The sequence below is a fragment of the Caballeronia sp. AZ7_KS35 genome (genome assembly GCF_023631045.1).
GTDB classification, from domain to species: domain Bacteria; phylum Pseudomonadota; class Gammaproteobacteria; order Burkholderiales; family Burkholderiaceae; genus Caballeronia; species Caballeronia zhejiangensis.
On the sequence record NZ_JALQDV010000028.1, the window covers coordinates 148,514 to 167,113 of the forward strand.

At 64.0% G+C, this 18,600-nt stretch carries 18 protein-coding genes; 11 read left to right on the top strand and 7 right to left on the bottom strand.

What is annotated here, in order from left to right; translation table 11 throughout:
• The first annotated feature begins 107 nt into the window (after window positions 1-107).
• Window positions 108-1,520, top strand: coding sequence for an MFS transporter (locus NCT05_RS17820; protein WP_250502859.1), 1,413 nt, complete (start codon window positions 108-110; stop codon window positions 1,518-1,520).
• Window positions 1,521-1,606: 86 nt separating this feature from the next.
• The gene (locus NCT05_RS17825) at window positions 1,607-2,503 is read left to right on the top strand and encodes a ferritin-like domain-containing protein (protein WP_008353775.1); all 897 of its coding nucleotides are present in this window, start codon (window positions 1,607-1,609) and stop codon (window positions 2,501-2,503) included.
• Here the strand turns inward: NCT05_RS17825 and NCT05_RS17830 are convergent.
• Entirely contained in the window at window positions 2,493-3,227 is a 735-nt protein-coding gene (locus NCT05_RS17830) for a TetR/AcrR family transcriptional regulator (protein ID WP_008353774.1), read from the bottom strand. The genes NCT05_RS17825 and NCT05_RS17830 overlap by 11 nt on opposite strands.
• A 163-nt stretch (window positions 3,228-3,390) precedes the next feature.
• On the opposite strand from NCT05_RS17830, the gene NCT05_RS17835 reads away from it, so the two are divergent.
• Genes NCT05_RS17835 through NCT05_RS17845 form a run of 3 tightly spaced genes read left to right on the top strand, consistent with a single transcriptional unit; the run spans window position 3,391 to window position 8,211 of the window.
• A complete protein-coding gene (locus NCT05_RS17835) occupies window positions 3,391-4,572 on the top strand; it encodes an isovaleryl-CoA dehydrogenase (RefSeq protein ID WP_250502860.1) in 1,182 nt (393 codons plus the stop codon).
• 10 nt (window positions 4,573-4,582) lie between these two features.
• Window positions 4,583-6,190, top strand: a complete 1,608-nt coding sequence (locus tag NCT05_RS17840; protein ID WP_250502861.1) for a carboxyl transferase domain-containing protein — start codon at window positions 4,583-4,585, stop codon at window positions 6,188-6,190.
• A 17-nt stretch (window positions 6,191-6,207) separates the two neighbouring features.
• On the top strand, window positions 6,208-8,211 hold the full coding sequence (locus tag NCT05_RS17845) for an acetyl/propionyl/methylcrotonyl-CoA carboxylase subunit alpha (RefSeq protein WP_008353769.1): 2,004 nt from the start codon (window positions 6,208-6,210) through the stop codon (window positions 8,209-8,211).
• On the opposite strand, the gene NCT05_RS17850 is transcribed toward NCT05_RS17845, so the two are convergent.
• The gene (locus NCT05_RS17850; protein WP_167561848.1) at window positions 8,201-8,728 is read right to left on the bottom strand and encodes an OmpA family protein; all 528 of its coding nucleotides are present in this window, start codon (window positions 8,726-8,728) and stop codon (window positions 8,201-8,203) included. The genes NCT05_RS17845 and NCT05_RS17850 overlap by 11 nt on opposite strands.
• Before the next feature lie 174 nt (window positions 8,729-8,902).
• On the opposite strand from NCT05_RS17850, the gene NCT05_RS17855 reads away from it, so the two are divergent.
• A complete protein-coding gene (locus NCT05_RS17855; protein WP_033536337.1) occupies window positions 8,903-9,991 on the top strand; it encodes an AI-2E family transporter in 1,089 nt (362 codons plus the stop codon).
• 48 nt (window positions 9,992-10,039) lie between these two features.
• Here NCT05_RS17855 and NCT05_RS17860 read toward each other — a convergent pair whose 3' ends face one another.
• The 3 genes from NCT05_RS17860 to pcaH all read right to left on the bottom strand — a co-directional run bounded on the left by NCT05_RS17860 (window position 10,040) and on the right by pcaH (window position 11,749).
• Complete coding sequence (locus NCT05_RS17860; protein WP_008353766.1) at window positions 10,040-10,345, bottom strand: DUF2288 domain-containing protein; 306 nt, start codon at window positions 10,343-10,345, stop codon at window positions 10,040-10,042.
• An 87-nt stretch (window positions 10,346-10,432) separates the two neighbouring features.
• Complete coding sequence (pcaG, locus tag NCT05_RS17865; protein ID WP_008353765.1) at window positions 10,433-11,041, bottom strand: protocatechuate 3,4-dioxygenase subunit alpha; 609 nt, start codon at window positions 11,039-11,041, stop codon at window positions 10,433-10,435.
• A gap of 6 nt (window positions 11,042-11,047) precedes the next feature.
• Window positions 11,048-11,749, bottom strand: coding sequence for a protocatechuate 3,4-dioxygenase subunit beta (gene pcaH, locus NCT05_RS17870; protein ID WP_250502862.1), 702 nt, complete (start codon window positions 11,747-11,749; stop codon window positions 11,048-11,050).
• 115 nt (window positions 11,750-11,864) lie between these two features.
• Here pcaH and pcaQ point away from each other — a divergent pair, with 115 nt between their 5' ends.
• Both pcaQ and NCT05_RS17880 read left to right on the top strand, forming a co-directional pair.
• Window positions 11,865-12,803: a pca operon transcription factor PcaQ gene (pcaQ, locus tag NCT05_RS17875; RefSeq protein WP_034471860.1), complete on the top strand. Its 939-nt coding sequence runs from the start codon at window positions 11,865-11,867 to the stop codon at window positions 12,801-12,803.
• Between the two features lie 53 nt (window positions 12,804-12,856).
• Window positions 12,857-13,375 (top strand): response regulator transcription factor, encoded by a 519-nt coding sequence (locus NCT05_RS17880; RefSeq protein WP_235366236.1) that lies wholly within the window; start codon window positions 12,857-12,859, stop codon window positions 13,373-13,375.
• 7 nt (window positions 13,376-13,382) lie between these two features.
• On the opposite strand, the gene NCT05_RS17885 is transcribed toward NCT05_RS17880, so the two are convergent.
• Window positions 13,383-14,096: a lysophospholipid acyltransferase family protein gene (locus NCT05_RS17885; RefSeq protein WP_008353761.1), complete on the bottom strand. Its 714-nt coding sequence runs from the start codon at window positions 14,094-14,096 to the stop codon at window positions 13,383-13,385.
• A 153-nt stretch (window positions 14,097-14,249) separates the two neighbouring features.
• Between NCT05_RS17885 and pip the strand changes: the two genes are divergently transcribed.
• On the top strand, window positions 14,250-15,239 hold the full coding sequence (gene pip, locus NCT05_RS17890) for a prolyl aminopeptidase (RefSeq protein WP_008353760.1): 990 nt from the start codon (window positions 14,250-14,252) through the stop codon (window positions 15,237-15,239).
• Window positions 15,240-15,251: 12 nt separating this feature from the next.
• Here the strand turns inward: pip and NCT05_RS17895 are convergent, their stop codons facing one another.
• Entirely contained in the window at window positions 15,252-16,472 is a 1,221-nt protein-coding gene (locus tag NCT05_RS17895) for an EAL domain-containing protein (RefSeq protein ID WP_144403698.1), read from the bottom strand.
• Window positions 16,473-16,797: 325 nt separating this feature from the next.
• On the opposite strand from NCT05_RS17895, the gene NCT05_RS17900 reads away from it, so the two are divergent.
• Window positions 16,798-17,220, top strand: coding sequence for a hypothetical protein (locus NCT05_RS17900; RefSeq protein ID WP_008353757.1), 423 nt, complete (start codon window positions 16,798-16,800; stop codon window positions 17,218-17,220).
• A 554-nt stretch (window positions 17,221-17,774) separates the two neighbouring features.
• Entirely contained in the window at window positions 17,775-18,551 is a 777-nt protein-coding gene (locus tag NCT05_RS17905) for an N-acyl amino acid synthase FeeM domain-containing protein (RefSeq protein WP_175979147.1), read from the top strand.
• Window positions 18,552-18,600: the final 49 nt, after the last annotated feature.

An 18,600-nucleotide genomic window follows, 5' to 3' on the forward strand; every position in this document is an offset into this window, starting at 1 on the left:
TCAGCTTCCAGCTCATGTTACCCACCCGGTTAAAATTCGTCCCTCGTCCGACCGCGCCGCGCCAGCGATGCCGCGCGGCGCACCCCGCCTCATGAGGAGACACCCCGATGGCCACACCCCGCAGCGCACACGCAGAGGCGCTTCCCGTCACCGCCGGCAGCATTTCCGCCCGGCTCGATCGCCTGCCCGCCACGCGCTCCGTCTGGACGCTCATCGTCCTTTTGAGCCTCGGTTTCTTCTTCGAGCTCTACGATCTGCTGTATTCCGGATACGTCGCACCGGGTCTCGTCAAAAGCGGCATTCTCACGCCGACGACCAGCGGACTTTTCGGCATGACGGGCGTCGCGAGCTTTATCGCGTCGCTGTTCACGGGACTTTTCATCGGCACGATCGCCTGCGGATTTCTCGCCGACCGCTTCGGACGGCGCGCGATCTTCACGTATTCGCTGCTCTGGTACACCGGCGCCAACCTCGTCATGGCGTTCCAGGACACGGCGACCGGCCTGAACATCTGGCGCTTCGTCGCGGGCGCGGGCATCGGGGTGGAACTGGTGACGATCGGCACGTATATCTCCGAACTCGCGCCGAAACACATCCGCGGGCGCGCGTTCGCGTGCGAGCAGGCGGTCGGTTTCATGGCGGTGCCGGTGGTCGCGTTTCTCGCCTATCTGCTCGTGCCGCGCGCGCCCTTCGGCATCGACGGCTGGCGCTGGGTCGTCATCATCGGCGCGCACGGGGCGCTCTTCGTCTGGTGGATTCGCCGCACGCTGCCCGAAAGCCCGCGCTGGCTCGCGCAGAAAGGACGCCTCGACGAAGCCGATCGCGTGATGCGCGCGCTCGAAGAGAAAGTCGCGCGCGAATACGGCAAGCCGCTGCCGCCGCCCGAACCCGCCGTCGAGACAGCGGAGCGGCGCGGCGCGTTCGCCGACATGTGGAAGCCGCCCTACGGCAAGCGCGCCGCGATGATGATCATCTTCAACATATTCCAGACGGTCGGTTTTTACGGCTTCGCCAACTGGGTGCCGACGCTGCTGGTCAAGCAGGGCATCACGGTGACGTCGAGCCTGATGTATTCGAGCATCATTGCGATCGCCGCGCCGGTCGGACCGATCATCGGGCTCGCCATTGCCGACAGGATCGAGCGCAATACCGCGATCGTCGCGATGGCCGCGCTCAACATCGTCTGCGGGCTGGCCTTCAGCCAGTCGGGCAACCCGGCGTTTCTGATCGCGATGGGCGTCGGCCTCACGCTCTCCGCGAACATCATGTCGTACAGCTATCACGCGTATCAGACCGAACTCTTTCCGACGAGCATCCGCGCGCGCGCCGTCGGTTTCGTGTATTCGTGGAGCCGTTTCTCCGCGATTTTCACGTCGTTCATCATCGCGGGCGTGCTGAAGGGTTTCGGGACGACGGGCGTGTTCGTGTTCATCGCGTCGGCGATGCTGATCGTGATGGCCGCGATCGGTTTCATGGGCCCGCGAACGCGCGATCTCGCGCTGGAGAAAATCTCGCGATAGGCGAAAATGCGCGCATGATGCTGCGAGTCAGCGCCCTGTATGCCAAAATCCGCAGGACCTACCCATTCGGCGGCCAATATTCGAATATGTCCGACACGCTCAACCCGGTGGAAGCAGATCATGCGATGCGCAACTGGACGTACCGGTCGACGGGGAAGATTCCGATCGGTTCGGACCTGCACAAGCGCATGTTCTGCGAGATGTTGCTGACGACGCACAATCCGTACAAGCCGGCCGTCATCGACTGGCCGAAGCTCGATCCCGCGGCGTTGAAGCGCGTGACGTCGCTGCCGATCTGGGATATCGCGGTGCAGACGGAAGGGCGCGCGTCGATCCGCGTCGCGACCTACGCGGGCACCGTCGGCGATCCGCAATTGCGCGAAGCCTTGCGCATGAACGGCGGCGAGGAAGCGCGGCACAAGCTGGTGCTGTCGAAGCTCGTCGAGGCATATGGCATCGAGCTCGCGCCCGAACCGCCGTATCCCGCTCCCGACGATGCATTGCGCGCGTGGATGCTCACGGGTTACAGCGAGTGCATCGACAGTTTTTTCGCGTTCGGCCTATTCGAGGCGGCGCGACAATCGGGTTACTTTCCCGAGGAACTCGTCGAAACCTTCGAGCCGGTGATTCAGGAAGAGGCGCGGCACATCCTGTTTTTCGCGAACTGGGTCGCGTGGTATCGGCGGAGTCTGCCTTGGTATCGCAAGCCGTGGTTCCTGATCAAGACCGCGAGCGTGTGGATTTCGCTGATTCGCGACCGCATCTCGCTCGCGCGCGGCTTCGACAAGAGCGGCGCGGCGCAGGATGCGAACTTTCCGGCGAATGTCGGCGATTCGGTCGCGGGCGATGTATCGGTTCGCTCGCTGATCGAACTGTGTCTCGCCGAAAATGATCGCCGCATGGGCGGTTACGACGCGCGCCTGCTGCGGCCGACGACCGTGCCGAAACTCGCGCGGCTCGCGCTGCGCTTCGTCAAGAAGTAGGTTTCTCGCGCGCGGCGCTCGCTTCGAAGCGCCGCGACGCTTCCTCGACGTCCTGCCGGAACTGCGCGAGCGCCGCCAGTTGCGCGTTCGGCGGCTGCAGCGCCGCCCACAATACTTCCACCAATTCGTTCGCCGTCGTCTCGATCTGAGTCTGACTCAGGCGGCGCTTCGCGAGCGTCGCGTCCCACAGGACGTGCTCCATCGGCCCGAAAACGAGCGAGCGCAACAGACGCAACGGCATGTCGGCGCGCACGTGGCCGAGCGCCTGGCCGCGCGCGAGCACGTCCATCAGCGGCGCGGTGTAGCGGCGCTGCAGTTCGGTCAGCGTGTCGGAGAGATCGTGCTGCTTCGTGCGGCCTTCGGACAGCACGAGCGCGCACAACCCGGTGCCGTTCATCAGCATCAGCCGCATGTGCGTTCTGACGATGAACGCGAACTGCTGCCGCACGGAGCCGTCGCGCGGGAGGCCGCTCTCGAACGCATCGATGATTTCGTCGTACCAATCCGCGATGACGCGCGCGCACAACTCGCGCTTGCCGCTGAAATAGCTGAACACCGTCGCTTCCGAAATGCCCGCGCGCTGCGCGATCTCGGCGCTCGTCGCGGCGTCGTAGCCTTTCTCGGCGAAGACGTCGCGCCCCGCCTGCAGGATGTCCTTCACGCGCTGCTGCGATTTGACGCCGGCGGGCGCGCGGCGGCCGGTGGCGGTGGTTTGCGTCGACATTGGCGGGAAACGTGGGGAAATAAATGTGAGCGTAGCTCAAAAATCTATTGACGGCTAGGCGATTTGAGCGTGAAATTGCCCCATTCCGTGGTTTGTGGTCCTGTGTGAGTGAGGCTCATATTTCAGGACGCACCGAAAACATCGCATCTGGAGGAGACGACCCATGAGCAACGTACCCGGCCTGAATTTCGCGTTGGGCGAAGACATCGACATGTTGCGCGACTCGCTCGCCAATTTCGCAGCGAAGGAAATCGCACCGCGCGCGGGCGAGATCGATCACAGCGATCAGTTCCCGATGGACCTCTGGAAGAAATTCGGCGATCTCGGCGTGCTCGGCATGACGGTCTCCGAGGAATACGGCGGCGCGAACATGGGCTATACGGCGCACATGGTCGCGATGGAAGAGATTTCGCGGGCGTCGGCGTCGGTCGGGTTGTCGTACGGCGCGCATTCGAATCTGTGCGTGAACCAGATTCATCGCAATGGCACCGAGGCGCAAAAGCGCAAGTATCTGCCGAAGCTCGTGTCCGGCGAGCATATCGGCGCACTTGCGATGAGCGAGCCGAACGCCGGTTCCGACGTCGTCAGCATGAAGCTGCGCGCCGAGGAAAAGGGCGATCACTACGTGCTCAACGGCACCAAGATGTGGATCACCAACGGGCCGGATTGCGACACGCTCGTCGTGTACGCGAAGACGGACATCGAAGCCGGTCCGCGCGGCATCACGGCGTTCATCGTCGAGAAGGGCATGAAAGGCTTTTCGGTTGCGCAGAAGCTCGACAAGCTCGGCATGCGCGGCTCGCATACCGGCGAACTCGTGTTCGAGAACGTCGAAGTGCCGAAGGAGAACATTCTCGGTCAACTGAACGGCGGCACGAAAGTGCTGATGAGCGGCCTCGACTACGAGCGCGCGGTGCTCGCGGGCGGGCCGACCGGCATCATGCTCGCGTGCATGGACGCGGTCGTGCCGTATATCCACGATCGCAAGCAGTTCGGTCAGGCGATCGGCGAATTCCAGCTCATTCAGGGGAAGGTCGCGGACATGTACTCGACGCTGCAAGCGTGCCGCGCGTATCTTTACGCCGTCGGCCGTCAGCTCGATACGCTCGGCTCGGACCATGTGCGGCAAGTGCGCAAGGACTGCGCGGGCGTCATTCTCTACACCGCCGAAAAAGCGACGTGGATGGCGGGCGAAGCGATTCAGGTGCTCGGGGGCAACGGCTACATCAACGAATATTCGGTCGGCCGTCTGTGGCGCGATGCGAAGCTCTATGAAATCGGCGCGGGCACGAGCGAAATCCGCCGCATGCTGATCGGCCGCGAACTGTTCGCCGAGACGGCTTGAGGCGCGCGTCATGACGATCATCGAATCGAAACTGAATCCGCGCGGCGAGGAATTCCGCGCGAACGCGGCGGCGCTCGAAGCGCTCGTCGCGGACCTCAAAGAGAAGATCGCCAAGATCGCGGAAGGCGGCGGCGCGGCCGCGCGCGACAAGCACGTATCGCGCAACAAGCTGCTGCCGCGCGATCGCATCGCGCAACTGCTCGATCCGGGCACGCCGTTTCTCGAACTGTCGCAGCTCGCGGCGTACGGTATGTACAACGATGACGCGCCCGGCGCGGGCATCATCACCGGCATCGGGCGCATTGCGGGGCAGGAGTGCGTCGTCGTGTGCAACGACGCGACGGTCAAGGGCGGCACGTACTATCCCGTCACCGTGAAGAAGCATTTGCGCGCGCAGGAAATAGCGGAGCAGAACCGCCTGCCGTGCGTGTATCTCGTCGATTCGGGCGGCGCGAATCTGCCGAATCAGGACGACGTGTTTCCCGATCGCGATCACTTCGGCCGCATCTTCTACAACCAGGCGAACATGTCGGCGCAAGGCATCGCGCAGATCGCCGTGGTGATGGGCTCGTGCACGGCGGGCGGCGCGTACGTGCCCGCGATGAGCGATGAATCGATCATCGTCAAGAATCAAGGCACGATCTTTCTCGGCGGTCCGCCGTTGGTGAAAGCCGCGACGGGCGAAGAAGTCAGCGCCGAAGATCTCGGCGGCGGCGATGTCCATACGCGTCTGTCCGGCGTCGCCGATCATCTCGCGCAGAACGACGCGCATGCGCTCGGCATCGCGCGCAGCATCGTCGGCAATCTGAATCGCGTGAAGACGCCGACGCTCGCATTGAAAGAACCGCTGCCGCCGCGCTATGACCCGCAAAGCGTCTACGGCGTGATTCCCGTCGATACGCGCAAGCCTTTCGACGTGCGTGAAGTGATCGCGCGCATCGTCGACGATTCCGCTTTCGACGAATTCAAGGCGCGCTACGGCACGACGCTCGTCTGCGGTTTCGCGCATATCTGGGGGCATCCGGTCGGCATCGTCGCGAACAATGGCATTCTCTTCAGCGAATCCGCCTTGAAGGGCGCGCATTTCATCGAACTGTGCGCGCAACGCAAGATTCCGCTCGTGTTCCTGCAGAACATCACGGGCTTCATGGTCGGCCGCAAGTACGAGAACGAAGGCATCGCGCGCAACGGCGCCAAGATGGTGACGGCGGTCGCGACCGCCAAGGTGCCGAAGTTCACGGTGATCATCGGCGGCTCGTTCGGCGCGGGCAATTACGGCATGTGCGGCCGCGCGTATTCGCCGCGCTTTCTGTGGATGTGGCCGAACGCGCGCATCTCGGTGATGGGCGGCGAGCAGGCCGCGTCCGTGCTCGCGACGGTGCGGCGCGACGGCATCGAGAAGAAGGGCGGCACGTGGTCGAAGGAGGACGAGGAAGCGTTCAAGGCGCCGATCCGCGATCAATACGAAGTGCAAGGGCATCCGTATTACGCGAGCGCGCGTCTGTGGGACGACGGCGTGATCGATCCCGCGCAGACCCGCGACGTTCTGGGCCTCGGATTGGCCGCGACGATGAACGCACCTATCGAAGAAACACGCTTCGGCGTGTTCCGCATGTGACCTCGGGATGTAACGCCATGTTCAACAAAATACTCATAGCGAACCGCGGCGAGATCGCATGCCGCGTCGCGGCGACGGCGAAGCGCCTGAACGTCGGCAGCGTCGCGGTGTATTCGGACGCCGATGCCAAAGCGAAACACGTCGATGTCTGCGATGAAGCGGTGCATGTCGGCGGATCGGCGGCGTCGGAGAGTTATCTGCGCATCGAGCGCATCGTCGATGCAGCGAAGAAAACCGGCGCGCAAGCAATTCATCCGGGCTACGGATTTCTTTCGGAAAACGAAGCATTCGCGAACGCGTGCGAAAAAGCCGGACTCGTGTTCATCGGACCGCCCGTCGAGGCGATCAGCGCGATGGGTTCGAAAGCCGCCGCGAAAGCGCTGATGCAATCCGCATCGGTGCCGCTCGTGCCCGGCTATCACGGCGACGATCAGGATCCGTCGCTGCTTCAGCGCGAAGCGGATCGCATCGGTTATCCGGTGCTGCTGAAAGCGAGCGCGGGCGGCGGCGGCAAGGGCATGCGCGTCGTCGAGAGAAGCGAGGATTTCGCGGCGGCGCTCGCGTCGTGCAAGCGCGAGGCGGCGTCGAGCTTCGGCAACGATCGCGTGTTGATCGAGAAGTATCTGCTGCGTCCCCGTCACGTCGAAGTGCAGGTTTTCGCGGACAAGCACGGCAACGCGGTCTATCTATTCGATCGCGATTGCTCCGTGCAGCGGCGCCATCAGAAAGTATTGGAAGAAGCGCCCGCGCCCGGCCTCAACGACGAAACCCGTCGCGCGATGGGCGAAGCTGCGGTCGCGGCGGCGCGCGCCGTGAATTACGTCGGCGCGGGCACGGTCGAATTCATCATGACGCAGGACGGCCAGTTCTACTTCATGGAGATGAACACGCGCCTGCAGGTCGAGCATCCGGTGACAGAGATGGTCACGGGCCTCGATCTCGTCGAGTGGCAACTGCGCGTGGCGGCGGGCGAGCCGCTGCCGTTGAAGCAAAACGAGCTGAAGGTGCATGGCCACGCGATCGAGGCGCGCATCTACGCGGAGAATCCGTCGCGCGGCTTTCTGCCGTCGACGGGCACGCTCAAGCACGTGCGCATGCCGCACGCGGTTGAGTTTTCGATCGATGGCGACGTGCGCGTCGATAGCGGCGTGCGTCAGGGCGATGCCATCACGCCGTTCTACGATCCGATGATCGCGAAGCTGATCGTGCATGGGCGCGACCGTCGCGACGCGCTCGCCCGCATGGCGCGCGCGCTGGCGGAATGCGAGATCGTCGGCTTGTCGACGAACGTCGAGTTCCTGCAGCGCATCGTGAAGAGCGAGCCGTTCGCGTCGGCTGATCTCGATACGGGCCTGATCGAGCGTCATCACGATGCGCTCTTCGCGCCGACGCACGTCTCGCGCAAGAAGGGGCTCGCGCTCGCATGCGCCGCGCTGCTCACGCGCGAGGGCGGCGAGGCGCACGGACATTCGCCGTGGGATGCGCTGTCGCACTGGCGCATGGCGGGCGGCTACAGCCAGGATTTGAACTGGCGCGCGCTCGATACCGACGAAACGCTCAAGGTCGTGTTCACGAAGAACGGCGAGAAGCGCCTGCGTCTCGACGATGCCAGCGCGCGCTTCGACTGGTCGCATAGCGGCGAGACATCGTTCGCGGTGCAACTCGACGATGCGCTGATCAAAGGCCATGTCTTCACCGACGGCGACGTCTTCCACGTCTTCCACGAAGGCGCGGCGTTCCAGTTCGAATGGCAGAACCTGATGGCGCACGCGGGCGATGCCGAGCACGAAGGCCGTCTCACCGCGCCGATGCCCGGCAAGGTGATCGCGGTGCTCGTGGAAACGGGCGCATCCGTGACGAAGGGCGCGCCGCTGATGGTGATGGAAGCGATGAAGATGGAGCACACGATCGTGGCTCCGGCGACGGGCAAGATCGGCGAGATTCTGTTCGAGGTCGGCGATCAGGTCGCCGACGGCTCGCAATTGCTCGTGCTGGAAGTCGAGCAGGCCGCTAGCGCTTGACCTTGGCGGGCGCGCCGAGCAGCGTCTCTTCGCTCTCGGCGCGCACGAGAATTTCCACGCGGCGATTCAGTGCGCGCCCTTCACGGGTGTCGTTCGTCGCGATGGGCCGCAGATACGCCATGCCCTTCGTCGTGATGCGTTCGGCGGGCACGCCGCGCGCGATCAACGCCTGCGCGACGGCATCGGCGCGCGCCGCCGACAGTGCGCGGTTATAGGCGAGCGAGCCTTCGTTGTCGGTATGGCCTTCGATCAGCACGGGCCGCATGCTGCGCTTCAACACTTGCGCCGCGCGATCGAGCATCGGCGAATCGCTGCGGCGAAGCGTCGATTCATCGGTATCGAAGAGCGGCGTGTTCGGCAAGCGCATCTCCACGCCTCCCTTGACCGGCAACATCGTGATGCCGTATTGCGCGTTCAACCGGTCTTCCTTCGACCGATTGAGCCCGCTTGAACATCCGGCGAGCAGCGCGAGCGACACACATGCGCCCACCGTTGCGCGCGAAGCCATTGCCTTCATTGCATAGTCCTGCATCGAAATCGAGTCTCGATTATAGGGAGCGCGAAAGGTGCCTTCTGTAAATAACGTTGCCTGACTGCGCGCATCGAGTGGAATGATTCGTGCGTGATTACAATGCTGGCGAGCTTTCATGTTTCGCCGGTCATCGATCTCACGAACAGAGCCTCATCATCCATGCCGATCCAGCCGCGCAACGACCCGACCCCGGACTCATCCGAGCGCACGCGAAAGATGCAGCGCACCGCTTCCGCCGCGCTCTATGCCGTGCTCGTTCTGGTCGCGCTCTATACGGCGCGTACCTTCATTCCGGCGGTCGTCTGGGCGAGCGTGATCGCGATTGCGCTGTGGCCGGCTTTCGGCTGGCTCGAACGCCGGCCCATGTTCAGACGGCATCACAACGTGCTTGCTGTCGGGCTGACCGCGGCCATCGGCCTGCTTTTCGTCGTGCCGTTTTTCATCGTCGCGGCGCAGACGGTGAGCGAAGCGCGCGACATGCTCCACTGGTTCCACGAAGTGCTGCGCACCGGCCTTCCGATGCCCGCGTTCATCGAGCATCTGCCGATGGGTTCGCAACAAGTCGCGCGCTGGTGGCAGGAGAATCTCGCGACGCCGCTCGAAGCATCGCCCGCAGTGAAGAACCTGCATAGCGCGACGGTCGTCGCGATGACGCGGCACTTCGGCGGGCGCGTCGTGCATGGTTTCGTCATCTTCGGCTTCATGCTGATGACGCTCTTCTTCGTGTTTCTGGCGGGTTCGAAGCTCGGCGAGCAACTGCTCGCGGGTTCGCGCCGCGCGTTCGGCCCGGATGGCGCCGCGATCGTTCGCCGGATGGCCGAATCGGTGCGCAGCACGGTCGTGGGGCTCGTGGTCGTCGGCTTGGGGGAGGGCGCGCTGCTCGGCGTCGCCTATGCGGTGACGGGCGTGCCGCATGCGACGCTGCTGGGCATGCTGACGGCCGTCGCGGCGATGCTGCCGTTCTGCGCGCCGATCGTCTTTCTCGGCTCGGCGCTATGGCTGCTCGCGCAAGGCTCGACCATCGCGGCGGCGTGCGTCGCCGTGTTCGGGCTGATCGTGGTGTTCGTGGCGGAGCACTTCGTGCGGCCGGTGCTGATCGGCGGATCGGCGCGGCTGCCGTTTCTGCTCGTGCTGTTCGGCATTCTCGGCGGCGCGGAGACGTTCGGGCTGATCGGCCTTTTCATCGGCCCGGCGCTGATGACGATTCTCGTCGTGCTGTGGACGGATTACGTCGACAACCGCAGTTAGCGCTTCAGCGCTTACTGCGGTGTCGCGAGGCAGCGCGACTGCATCCGTTCACCCGCGTTCCTGGACGCACACCCACGGCGACAGCACCACCGCCCACAATTGCGGATCGCGCGCGGCGACATCGGCGGCGGTCTCGGCCTGCATGCGTTCGACGAGTCCCGCCGAAAGCCATTGCGTGACCTGCTGCTTGTCGTCGTTGGCGATGGCTTCCGCGACGCTTACGAGATCGAGATCGCCCTTCACCCAGATGAGCTTGCCTTGCGCGAAAAAGCGCTCAAGCTCGGACCAGCCGATCTGGGCGGTTTCGGCGAGAAGCTTGACGTAGAGCGGGCTGGGCGTGGGAGCGTCGGACATGGAAAGAGTGCGGAGAAAAACGAAAGGCGTCCGACACTATAGCGCAGTGCCGGACGCCCTCGTTTCAAACGACTGCTGCGAGAAACTTTACAGATCGAAGAAAACCGTTTCGTTCGGGCCGCGCAGATGGATGTCGAAGCGATAGATCGTGCCCGACGAACCCGGCTTGGCCGACGCGCCCGCTTCGCGCTTCGCGACCAGCGTATGACGGCGCTCCGCCGGCACGCTCTGCAGCACGGTGTCCTTCGCGTTGGCTTCGGTTTCGTCCTCGAAGTAGATGCGCGTGTAGGTGTGCAGCAGCATGCCGCGCATCAGCACGATGACATCGAGGTGCGGCGCGGAATCGTCGGCGGTTGCGCCCGGCTTCACCGTATCGAAGATGAAGCGCAGCTTCGGATCCGTGCCCGTGCCGCAGCGCGCGAAACCGCGAAAGCCCGACTCCCGCGCTTCCTGCGCGCTCTGCACGTAGCGGCCGTTCGCATCGGCTTGGGCGATTTCGATCAGCGCGTCGTTGACGGGCTTGCCTTCCGCGTCGAACACGTTGCCGACGACGGCGATATGCTCGCCCGGCACTTCACGATCCGCCGCCGATGCGGTGAAGAGGCTCTTCAGATCGAAGTTGTACTGCTCGGGAACGAGGCCGTAAGCGAAGTACGGTCCGACGGTCTGCGAAGGGGTCTGTTTCAGCGTGGTCATGTTCGGTTACTCCGTCGGCGTTTGGTCCGGGCCGCGCAGCACGATGTCGAATTCGTAGCCGAGCGCGTAGTTTTCCTGCGTCGTGTCCATCGAAAAGGCCGAAACCAGACGCTTGCGAGCGTGCTCGGGAATGCCTTGGTAGATCGGATCGAGATCGAGCAGCGGATCGCCGGGGAAATACATCTGCGTGACGAGGCGCGAGCCGAAATATTCGCCGAAGAGCGAGAAGTGGATGTGCTGCGGACGCCACGCGTTCGGGTGGTTGCCCCACGGATACGCGCCCGGCTTGATCGTCATGAAGCGATAGCGGCCTTCGTCGTCGGTCAGGCAGCGGCCCGCGCCGAGGAAGTTCGGATCGAGCGGCGCATCGTGCTGGTCCGCCTTGTGCACGTAGCGGCCGGCGGCGTTCGCCTGCCACACTTCCACGAGCGTGTTGCGCACCGGACGGCCGCCTTCGTCGAGCACACGGCCCGTCACGATGATCCGCTCGCCGAGCGGTTCGCCGTTTTTCGCGGCGTTACGGGTGAGGTCGTTGTCGAGCACGCCCAAGTCTTCAGCACCGTAGACCGGCACGCGGCGGTTGCGCAGATTTTCCTTCAGCGGAATGAGCGGCAAACCGGGGCTGCGCAGGACCGACGACCGGTAACCCGGCGACAGATACGCGGGATGGGATTCCCAGTCACGCGGTGTGAGGATGGGGGAGGTCATGTCGACTGTCTCCTGTATTTGTGGAAGTTGAATAGGATGTTTCTGACGGCTACTTTATAGAACGACACAAGTTATGGAAAATGATGTTTCGTGCCATCTTGCATAACGGATCGTCATGGATACCGATTTCACCAACACCCGCGTCAAGTTCCGGCATCTCCAGTGTTTTCTGGCCGTCACGCAACTCGGCAGCGTGCAGCGCGCCGCCGATAGTCTGTCGATCACGCAGCCCGCCGTTTCCAAAACGATCGGCGAGCTCGAATCCATTCTAGGCGTGCGGCTGTTCGAGCGTGGGCGGCGCGGCGCGGTGCCTACGCGCGAGGGCCGGCTCTTCGCGCCGCACGCGAGCGCGTGCGTGGCGTCGCTGCGCGAGGGCGTCGACATGCTTCTGCGGGAACGTGGCGACGTGCCGGGATCCATTTCGATAGGCGTTCTGCCGACGGTCGCGCCGGTGCTGCTTTCGCCCGCGCTGACATCGTTCCGGCAGCAGTGGCCGGCGGTGTCGCTGTCCGTCTGGACCGATTCCAACGCGCTCTTGCTGGAAAAGCTGAAGGCGGGCGACGTCGATCTCGTCGTCGGACGCTTGTCCGAGCCGGAAGCGATGCACGGGCTGTCCTTCGAGCAGATTTATCGCGAGCCGCTCGCGGTGGTCGTGCGCCGCGAGCATCCGCTGACGCTCGAAACGCCGCTCACGCCCGCGCTGCTCGCGCGCTTCGTGATCGTCGTGCCGCCTTTCGGCACGCTGATCCGTCAATCGGCGGAAAGCGTGCTGACGGCGTTCGGCGCGCACGCGCTGACGGCGCTCGTCGAAACGTTGTCGGTGTCGCTTGGGCGCGCGCTCGCGATGAACAACGACGCCGTGTGGTTCGTGCCGGCCGGCGCGGTCGAGCAGGACATCGGCCTCGGACTGCTCGCCGCGCTGCCGATGCCCTTCGCGGGCACCGACGAGCCCATCGGCCTGATCCGCCGCAACGACGCCGCGCGCACGCCGGTGGAAGAGGCGCTCGTCGACGCACTGCGCGACGCCGGCCGCTCGCGCGCCGGGAGCAAATGACCGCCGACGCCGGGCGGCGCGCAAGTTGCTGAAGCAGCATTTACCGCGCAGATTTGGCGCGAAAGAAATACTATGACAAAAAGCTGCAGATAAGCGGTGACGGCAACCATCGGCCTTGGCGGCAGTCACTACCGATGTTGCCGGCAGCCTTTGTCCTGCACCTCCCGCCGCACAAACGCGCCGCACTCGAACAAGTTCGCAAGATGAAGACTGTACTGCTCGTCGACGACGACCCCGCCACCATCGAAGCCTGGACCCTCTCTATGCAAGGCGAGGATTGCAATGTCTTATGCGCGTTCGACGGCAACAAGGCGTTGTCGATACTCGGCGAACAGAGCGTGGACATCGTCGTATCGGACTGGATGATGCCGGGCTTGGGCGGCGCGCTGCTCTGCCAGACGATGAAGAACGACGCGTCGCTCGCGCACATTCCTTTCCTGATGATTTCGGGGCATCCGAACCCGCCGGCGTTCGTCAGCTACGACGGCTATTTGCGCAAGCCCGTCGACGTGGGGACGCTGATCGCCGCGGTGAACCGCTTGTGCGCCGCAAAGAAACGTCCGCCGTATTGAGCGCCGTCTAGCGCAACACGGCGAGCGCATCGTCCATTTGCGACTGCGCGAGGCGGTTCAATTCCTGCGGAATCTGGCAGTCGAGCGGCAGGCAGGGCGTGACGATCACGCGGATATGCCCGCCGCGATCCGGCCACCCTTTCGCCGGCCAGACCTTGCCCGCGTCGTGGACGACAGGTACGACCGGCACCTTCGTCGCGCACGCGAGACGCACGCCGCCCGACGCCAGCTTGAGCGGCGCATCGTGCGCGACGCGCGTGCCTTCCGGAAAGATCACGACGGAATCGCCCTTTTTGAGCCGCGCGGCGCATTCGCGCGTCACGGCCGTATGCGCCTGACGGATCGAGCCGCGGTCGAGGCTCACCATGTCGAGCCCGCGCAGCACCCAGCCGAAAAACGGAATGTTCATGAGTTCGTGCTTGAACACGAAGCTGATGCGTCGCGGAAAGAGCGCCATGAACGAAAGCGTTTCCCACGTCGATTCGTGACGCGACAGGATGATGCACGGCCCGTCGGGCAGATGCTCCAGACCTTCGATCGAGCACGTCACGCCGGTGATGACGCGCATCATCACGACCATCGCGCGGCACCAGAGCTTCGCGAGCCGGTAACGTCCGTTGCGGCCGACGAACGGAAAGAGCGGCAGGATCAGAATCGACCAGACGATGCCGCTGCCCAGCAGATAGGTTGCAAAGAGCCACTTGACGAGGGTGCGTCGCATCGGGATTCGTGAATGACTGTGGGATGAACGGCGGGAATCCGCAAGCATAGCGTATCGGGTGAAACGCCCCGGATCGGCGTTTCGCGTCATGCGGCGTCATCGAAGCGATGCAACAATGGACCCCGACGAAACACACAGCAAGGAAACAGCGCAATGGAAAATCAGACGCCGGTGCAGTTCGACGAAGGCATGCTCGACGTGGGCGACGGTCATTCGATCTACTGGCGCGCGCAGGGCCCGCGCGACGCGCCGGTGATGCTCGTCGTGCACGGCGGCCCCGGCGGCGCGATGAACGTCAAATGGGCCGAGGTGCTGGAGCAGGACAAATGGCGCGTCGTGTTCTTCGATCAGCGCGGCTGCGGCAAGTCCACGCCGTTCGGCAAGCTGGAAGCGAACGGCATCGATGCGCTCGTCGGCGATATGGAAAAGCTGCGCGTCGCGTTACAGATCGAGCAATGGGCGATTTTCGGCGGCTCGTGGGGCACGACGCTCGGGCTCGCGTATGGCGTCGCGCATCCCGAGCGCTGCACGGGCTTTCTGCTGCGCGGCATCTTTCTCGCGCGGCGCGAGGACATCGACTGGTTTCTATGGGACGTGCGGCGCGTGTTTCCGGAAGCGCATCGCGCGTTCCTCGATGCCATCGAGGCGGCGTGCGGCCAGCGTCCCGCGAACGGGCAGGACATTTTGCGGATGACCGAAGCGCCGCTCGCGCGCTTCGACGAAGCCGGCACGCGGCTCGCGCGCGCGTGGACGCAGTACGAGACGACGCTTTCCGTCGTCAACAAGCCCGAGAAGGAACCGGCCGAGGAAGAGAAACGTCCGAGCGCGGAAGCGAACGCGGCGGCGATCTCGATGGCGTTGCTCGAACGGCACTACATGGCGAACGAGCTGCCGCCGATCCCGCTCTTGCCGCTCATCGCGCGGATTGCGCATCTGCCTTGCCGGATCGTGCATGGCCGCTTCGATATGGTGTGTCCGGCCGATCAGGCGCTCGACCTCGCGGCTCACTGGCCGGGCGCGGAACTGACCGTCGTGAATGCGGCGGGACACTGGACTTTCGAGCCCGGCAATGTCGCGGCGCTGCGCGCGGGCGCGGCGGCGCTGGCCGATGCGATCGCGCGGACGAAGCGCGCGACCGCCTGAGACGCTGAAGAGTCAGAGAATCGCGGGCGCCGCTTCGCTCAGGCGACGCCAGTCGAGATCGACGCCGATCACGACCGGTTTGGCGTTGCGCTGCGTCGCGATCGTCAGCGTCACACATAGCGACGTGCCCGTCACCGAGAGATACGGCGTGCTCGCGACGACCTGCTGCGGCTTCGCGTGGGCATCGACGAAATACGGACGATTGTCCCAGCGGCCCGTCGACGGATCGGCGATCGGCGCGAACCGCGCGGTCGGCGATCTCGCGGCCGCGCCCGCCAGGCCGGGCATGAACTCGCGGCCGCCCTGATCGAGGAAAAAGCAACTCAGCGTGCACGGCTGCGCGAGCAGGTCGGCGCAAGAGGCTTCGGCCGTCGCGCCCGACGCGAAACGCCGCGCCGCCTGCGTGAGTCCCGCGCGATAGGGCAGCAGAAGCAGATCGCCCGCGAGGCGCTCGGTGCGGCGCATCTGCGCGAGCGTGTCGAACACGTCTTCGAAAAGCGGCGTGACCGCGCCGCGCTCGGCGAGCCGCACCGACGGCATGCCGAGCAGATAGCCCTGGACGAAATCGACGTTCGAGCGCGCCGCCAGCATCAGATCCTTGTGCGTCTCGATGCCTTCGGCGACCACGAACATGCCCGACTCGTGCAGCAGATCGACGAGCTTCGGCAGCAACGCGTCGCGCATGTGAGCGCTTTTCGCCCGCACGAGACTGCGATCGAGCTTGACGATGTCCGGCCGCAGCGTCAGCAGCCGGTCGATGTTGGAATGCCCCGCACCGAAATCGTCGACCGCGACGAGAAAGCCTTGCGCGCGAAAGGAACGCGTCGCGCGCGCGATTTCCGCGACGTCCGTGCCGCCGGATTCGAGCACTTCGATCACCAGTTGCTCGGGCGCGAGACCGGATGCGCGCGTGGCCGCCGCGAGCCGCGCGGCATAGCCGGGATCGGTGAAGGTCGCCGGATTGATGTTGACGAAGAGCCAGTGCGCGGCGGGCAGCATCGGCGCCGCGTTGCGCAGATGCGTGAGATGGCTCATGCGGTCGAGCTCGGTCAGCTTGCCCGCGACGATCGCGCGCGCGAAGAGATCGAACGGTCCGACTAGCGCGCGGTCTTCGGCTTCGCCGCGCAACAGCGCCTCGTAGCCCACCTCGCGCTGGTGCGGCAGGCTGTAGATCGGTTGCAGATGCGTGCGCAGCGTGATGCCGTCGACGATCTCCGTATGTCCGGTCAGCACGTTCAGGGACGCTGTCGCGGCGGCCGCACGGCGGTGCCCGGAGACGGCATGCGGGAAGCGAGCGCCGGCGGACGAACGCACAAAGGAGCAGTCAGGTCGATGAACGGCACGGCAGTCACGCGTTTCGGTGGGGATGAGCGCAATATCGGCTGGTCGCGTGCAAACTTGAGCGCGATCCGTCCATGCGTCGAGCGGGCTTTGTCGTCTCCGGTTTGCCGCCGACGCCCGCGCGACCTATCTTTGTTGGTGCGATGCTACGATCCGCGTGCAACTTAAGCCGGGCCGTGCCCGTCGAAAGTCGCAACGAACCCCTTGAGAGAGATAGATGGCGCAACAGAAAACCAACCCCAAACTCGAGCAGGCGCTGACGCGCGGCGATCTCGCGATCCGCCAGGCCAACTCGGGCCGCGCCACCGCGGTGCTGCGCGCGCTCGGCAAGATGATCGTCGAGGCGTCGGCGACGATCGGCGTCGAGGCGCACGTCGTCATCCACGACGGCGACAAGATCTACGATCCGGCCGACGGCGTCTGGCCGCAGCAATTGCTCGTGTCGCTCGACGGTCCGGTCGAGGATAACGATCCGGACGAAATCCGCACCATCACGCTGCTCGCCGACACGCCCGCGACGATTTTCCGCTGCGAGTGGCAACGCGCCGACGGCAATATCGGGCGGCAGGAAGGCCGTCCGCTCGCGATGGTCGCGTTCATTACCGACGTGGATATCCCCTGGCTAGACGAAGAGGACTGATTTTTTAATTCGCTTCAGCGCGTTTCATACTGCCGACACGATTATGTCGTGATAGAGCGGGCGTCCTTTCGGAAGGACGCCCGCTTTTTTTCGTCCTCCCCGACCGCCTTTCGGCAATCCCAAACTTTGCATTTTTTTGGTTTCGCAGAATCTGCGAAGAAAAATGTAAGCAAACGTTACCGAACCCCTTTTATTAAATGTTTTCCAGCGTTTACGCGATGCTCCGCGACTGTTCGCCGAACGCTATTCTCCTGAATGCCTCTCGCGTCGGCCGGTGGCTGCTTACCCTCGTTCTTTCACCCTCATCGGGCGCGCATATACCTTTCTGGCATATGCATATTTCGGTTTGCGGCTGCGGCCGACGATTGGCTTTTTCGCCGATTAGAAGCTTTCTTCCACTGAATTAGCCCAAAAGTTGCTGAGAAACAGCGGCAAGCGCGCACCCCCTTTTTCGACTTCGTGAGAGGCTCGACCCGCCCGTGTAAGGAACCCTCCAATAAACGTCCTCAACACGCGGCACCTTTCCAATCGCCAAGAAAAAATGGGGTTTACAAATGGAACGTCTGAACCTTGCCAACAATGCCGCCGCTAACCAGACCGAATCGGCGGTACGCCCGACTCTCACGGTCGTCCCCGCGCTTCAGAAAACGGAGCGCATGCCGTTTACTATCCGTATCGTCGAAGACGATGGCGGACTGCAGAAAGCCGTGAGCATCAGACGTTCGGCCTACGGGCGGCATCTGCCCGAATTCGCCGAAAAGATGACGATCGAGCCGTCGGACCGCGATCGCGGCACGGCGGTGCTTCTCGCGGAATCGAAACTCGACGGCGCACCGCTCGGGACGATGCGTATTCAGACCAATGCGTACGGCCCGCTCGCCGTCGAGCAGTCGGTGCGTCTGCCGGATCATCTGGCGACGAGCCGCCTCGCGGAAGCGACGCGTCTCGGCGTCGCGGGCGGCATGGTGGGGCGGGTGGTGAAAGTGGCGCTGTGCAAGGCGCTCTGGATGTTCTGCGAACTGCACGGGATCGACTACATGGTGATCACGGCGCGCACGCCGCTGGATCGGGAGTATGAGGCGATGCTCTTCAAGGATGTTTTCGGCGTCAACGAATTCCTGCCGATGTCGCATGTCGGCGGGCTGCCGCATCGCGTGCTCGCGAAGGACGTCGCAGCCGCGCGCCAGCGCTGGGAAGAAGCCCGTCATCCGCTCTTCAATTACATGGTGAACACGCATCACCCGGACATCGATTTGCATTCTGTAGATTTATCTTTTGACTGGGAACCGGTACGATGCCCAGACGCTCCGTTGATGGCTTACGGCAGGTAAAAGAAACGGACGATCGTATTTAGGACGGTAATAGCGAATAACCGGACCA

What these genes read in the sequence shown, in the direction of transcription:
- NCT05_RS17820 (WP_250502859.1), top strand. Translation starts at nt 108, where the DNA reads ATGGCCACACCCCGCAGCGCACACGCAGAGGCGCTTCCCGTCACCGCC.
- NCT05_RS17825 (WP_008353775.1), top strand. Translation starts at nt 1,607, where the DNA reads ATGTCCGACACGCTCAACCCGGTGGAAGCAGATCATGCGATGCGCAAC.
- NCT05_RS17830 (WP_008353774.1), bottom strand. Translation starts at nt 3,227, where the DNA reads ATGTCGACGCAAACCACCGCCACCGGCCGCCGCGCGCCCGCCGGCGTC.
- NCT05_RS17835 (WP_250502860.1), top strand. Translation starts at nt 3,391, where the DNA reads ATGAGCAACGTACCCGGCCTGAATTTCGCGTTGGGCGAAGACATCGAC.
- NCT05_RS17840 (WP_250502861.1), top strand. Translation starts at nt 4,583, where the DNA reads ATGACGATCATCGAATCGAAACTGAATCCGCGCGGCGAGGAATTCCGC.
- NCT05_RS17845 (WP_008353769.1), top strand. Translation starts at nt 6,208, where the DNA reads ATGTTCAACAAAATACTCATAGCGAACCGCGGCGAGATCGCATGCCGC.
- NCT05_RS17850 (WP_167561848.1), bottom strand. Translation starts at nt 8,728, where the DNA reads ATGAAGGCAATGGCTTCGCGCGCAACGGTGGGCGCATGTGTGTCGCTC.
- NCT05_RS17855 (WP_033536337.1), top strand. Translation starts at nt 8,903, where the DNA reads ATGCCGATCCAGCCGCGCAACGACCCGACCCCGGACTCATCCGAGCGC.
- NCT05_RS17860 (WP_008353766.1), bottom strand. Translation starts at nt 10,345, where the DNA reads ATGTCCGACGCTCCCACGCCCAGCCCGCTCTACGTCAAGCTTCTCGCC.
- pcaG (WP_008353765.1), bottom strand. Translation starts at nt 11,041, where the DNA reads ATGACCACGCTGAAACAGACCCCTTCGCAGACCGTCGGACCGTACTTC.
- pcaH (WP_250502862.1), bottom strand. Translation starts at nt 11,749, where the DNA reads ATGACCTCCCCCATCCTCACACCGCGTGACTGGGAATCCCATCCCGCG.
- pcaQ (WP_034471860.1), top strand. Translation starts at nt 11,865, where the DNA reads ATGGATACCGATTTCACCAACACCCGCGTCAAGTTCCGGCATCTCCAG.
- NCT05_RS17885 (WP_008353761.1), bottom strand. Translation starts at nt 14,096, where the DNA reads ATGCGACGCACCCTCGTCAAGTGGCTCTTTGCAACCTATCTGCTGGGC.
- pip (WP_008353760.1), top strand. Translation starts at nt 14,250, where the DNA reads ATGGAAAATCAGACGCCGGTGCAGTTCGACGAAGGCATGCTCGACGTG.
- NCT05_RS17900 (WP_008353757.1), top strand. Translation starts at nt 16,798, where the DNA reads ATGGCGCAACAGAAAACCAACCCCAAACTCGAGCAGGCGCTGACGCGC.
- NCT05_RS17905 (WP_175979147.1), top strand. Translation starts at nt 17,775, where the DNA reads ATGGAACGTCTGAACCTTGCCAACAATGCCGCCGCTAACCAGACCGAA.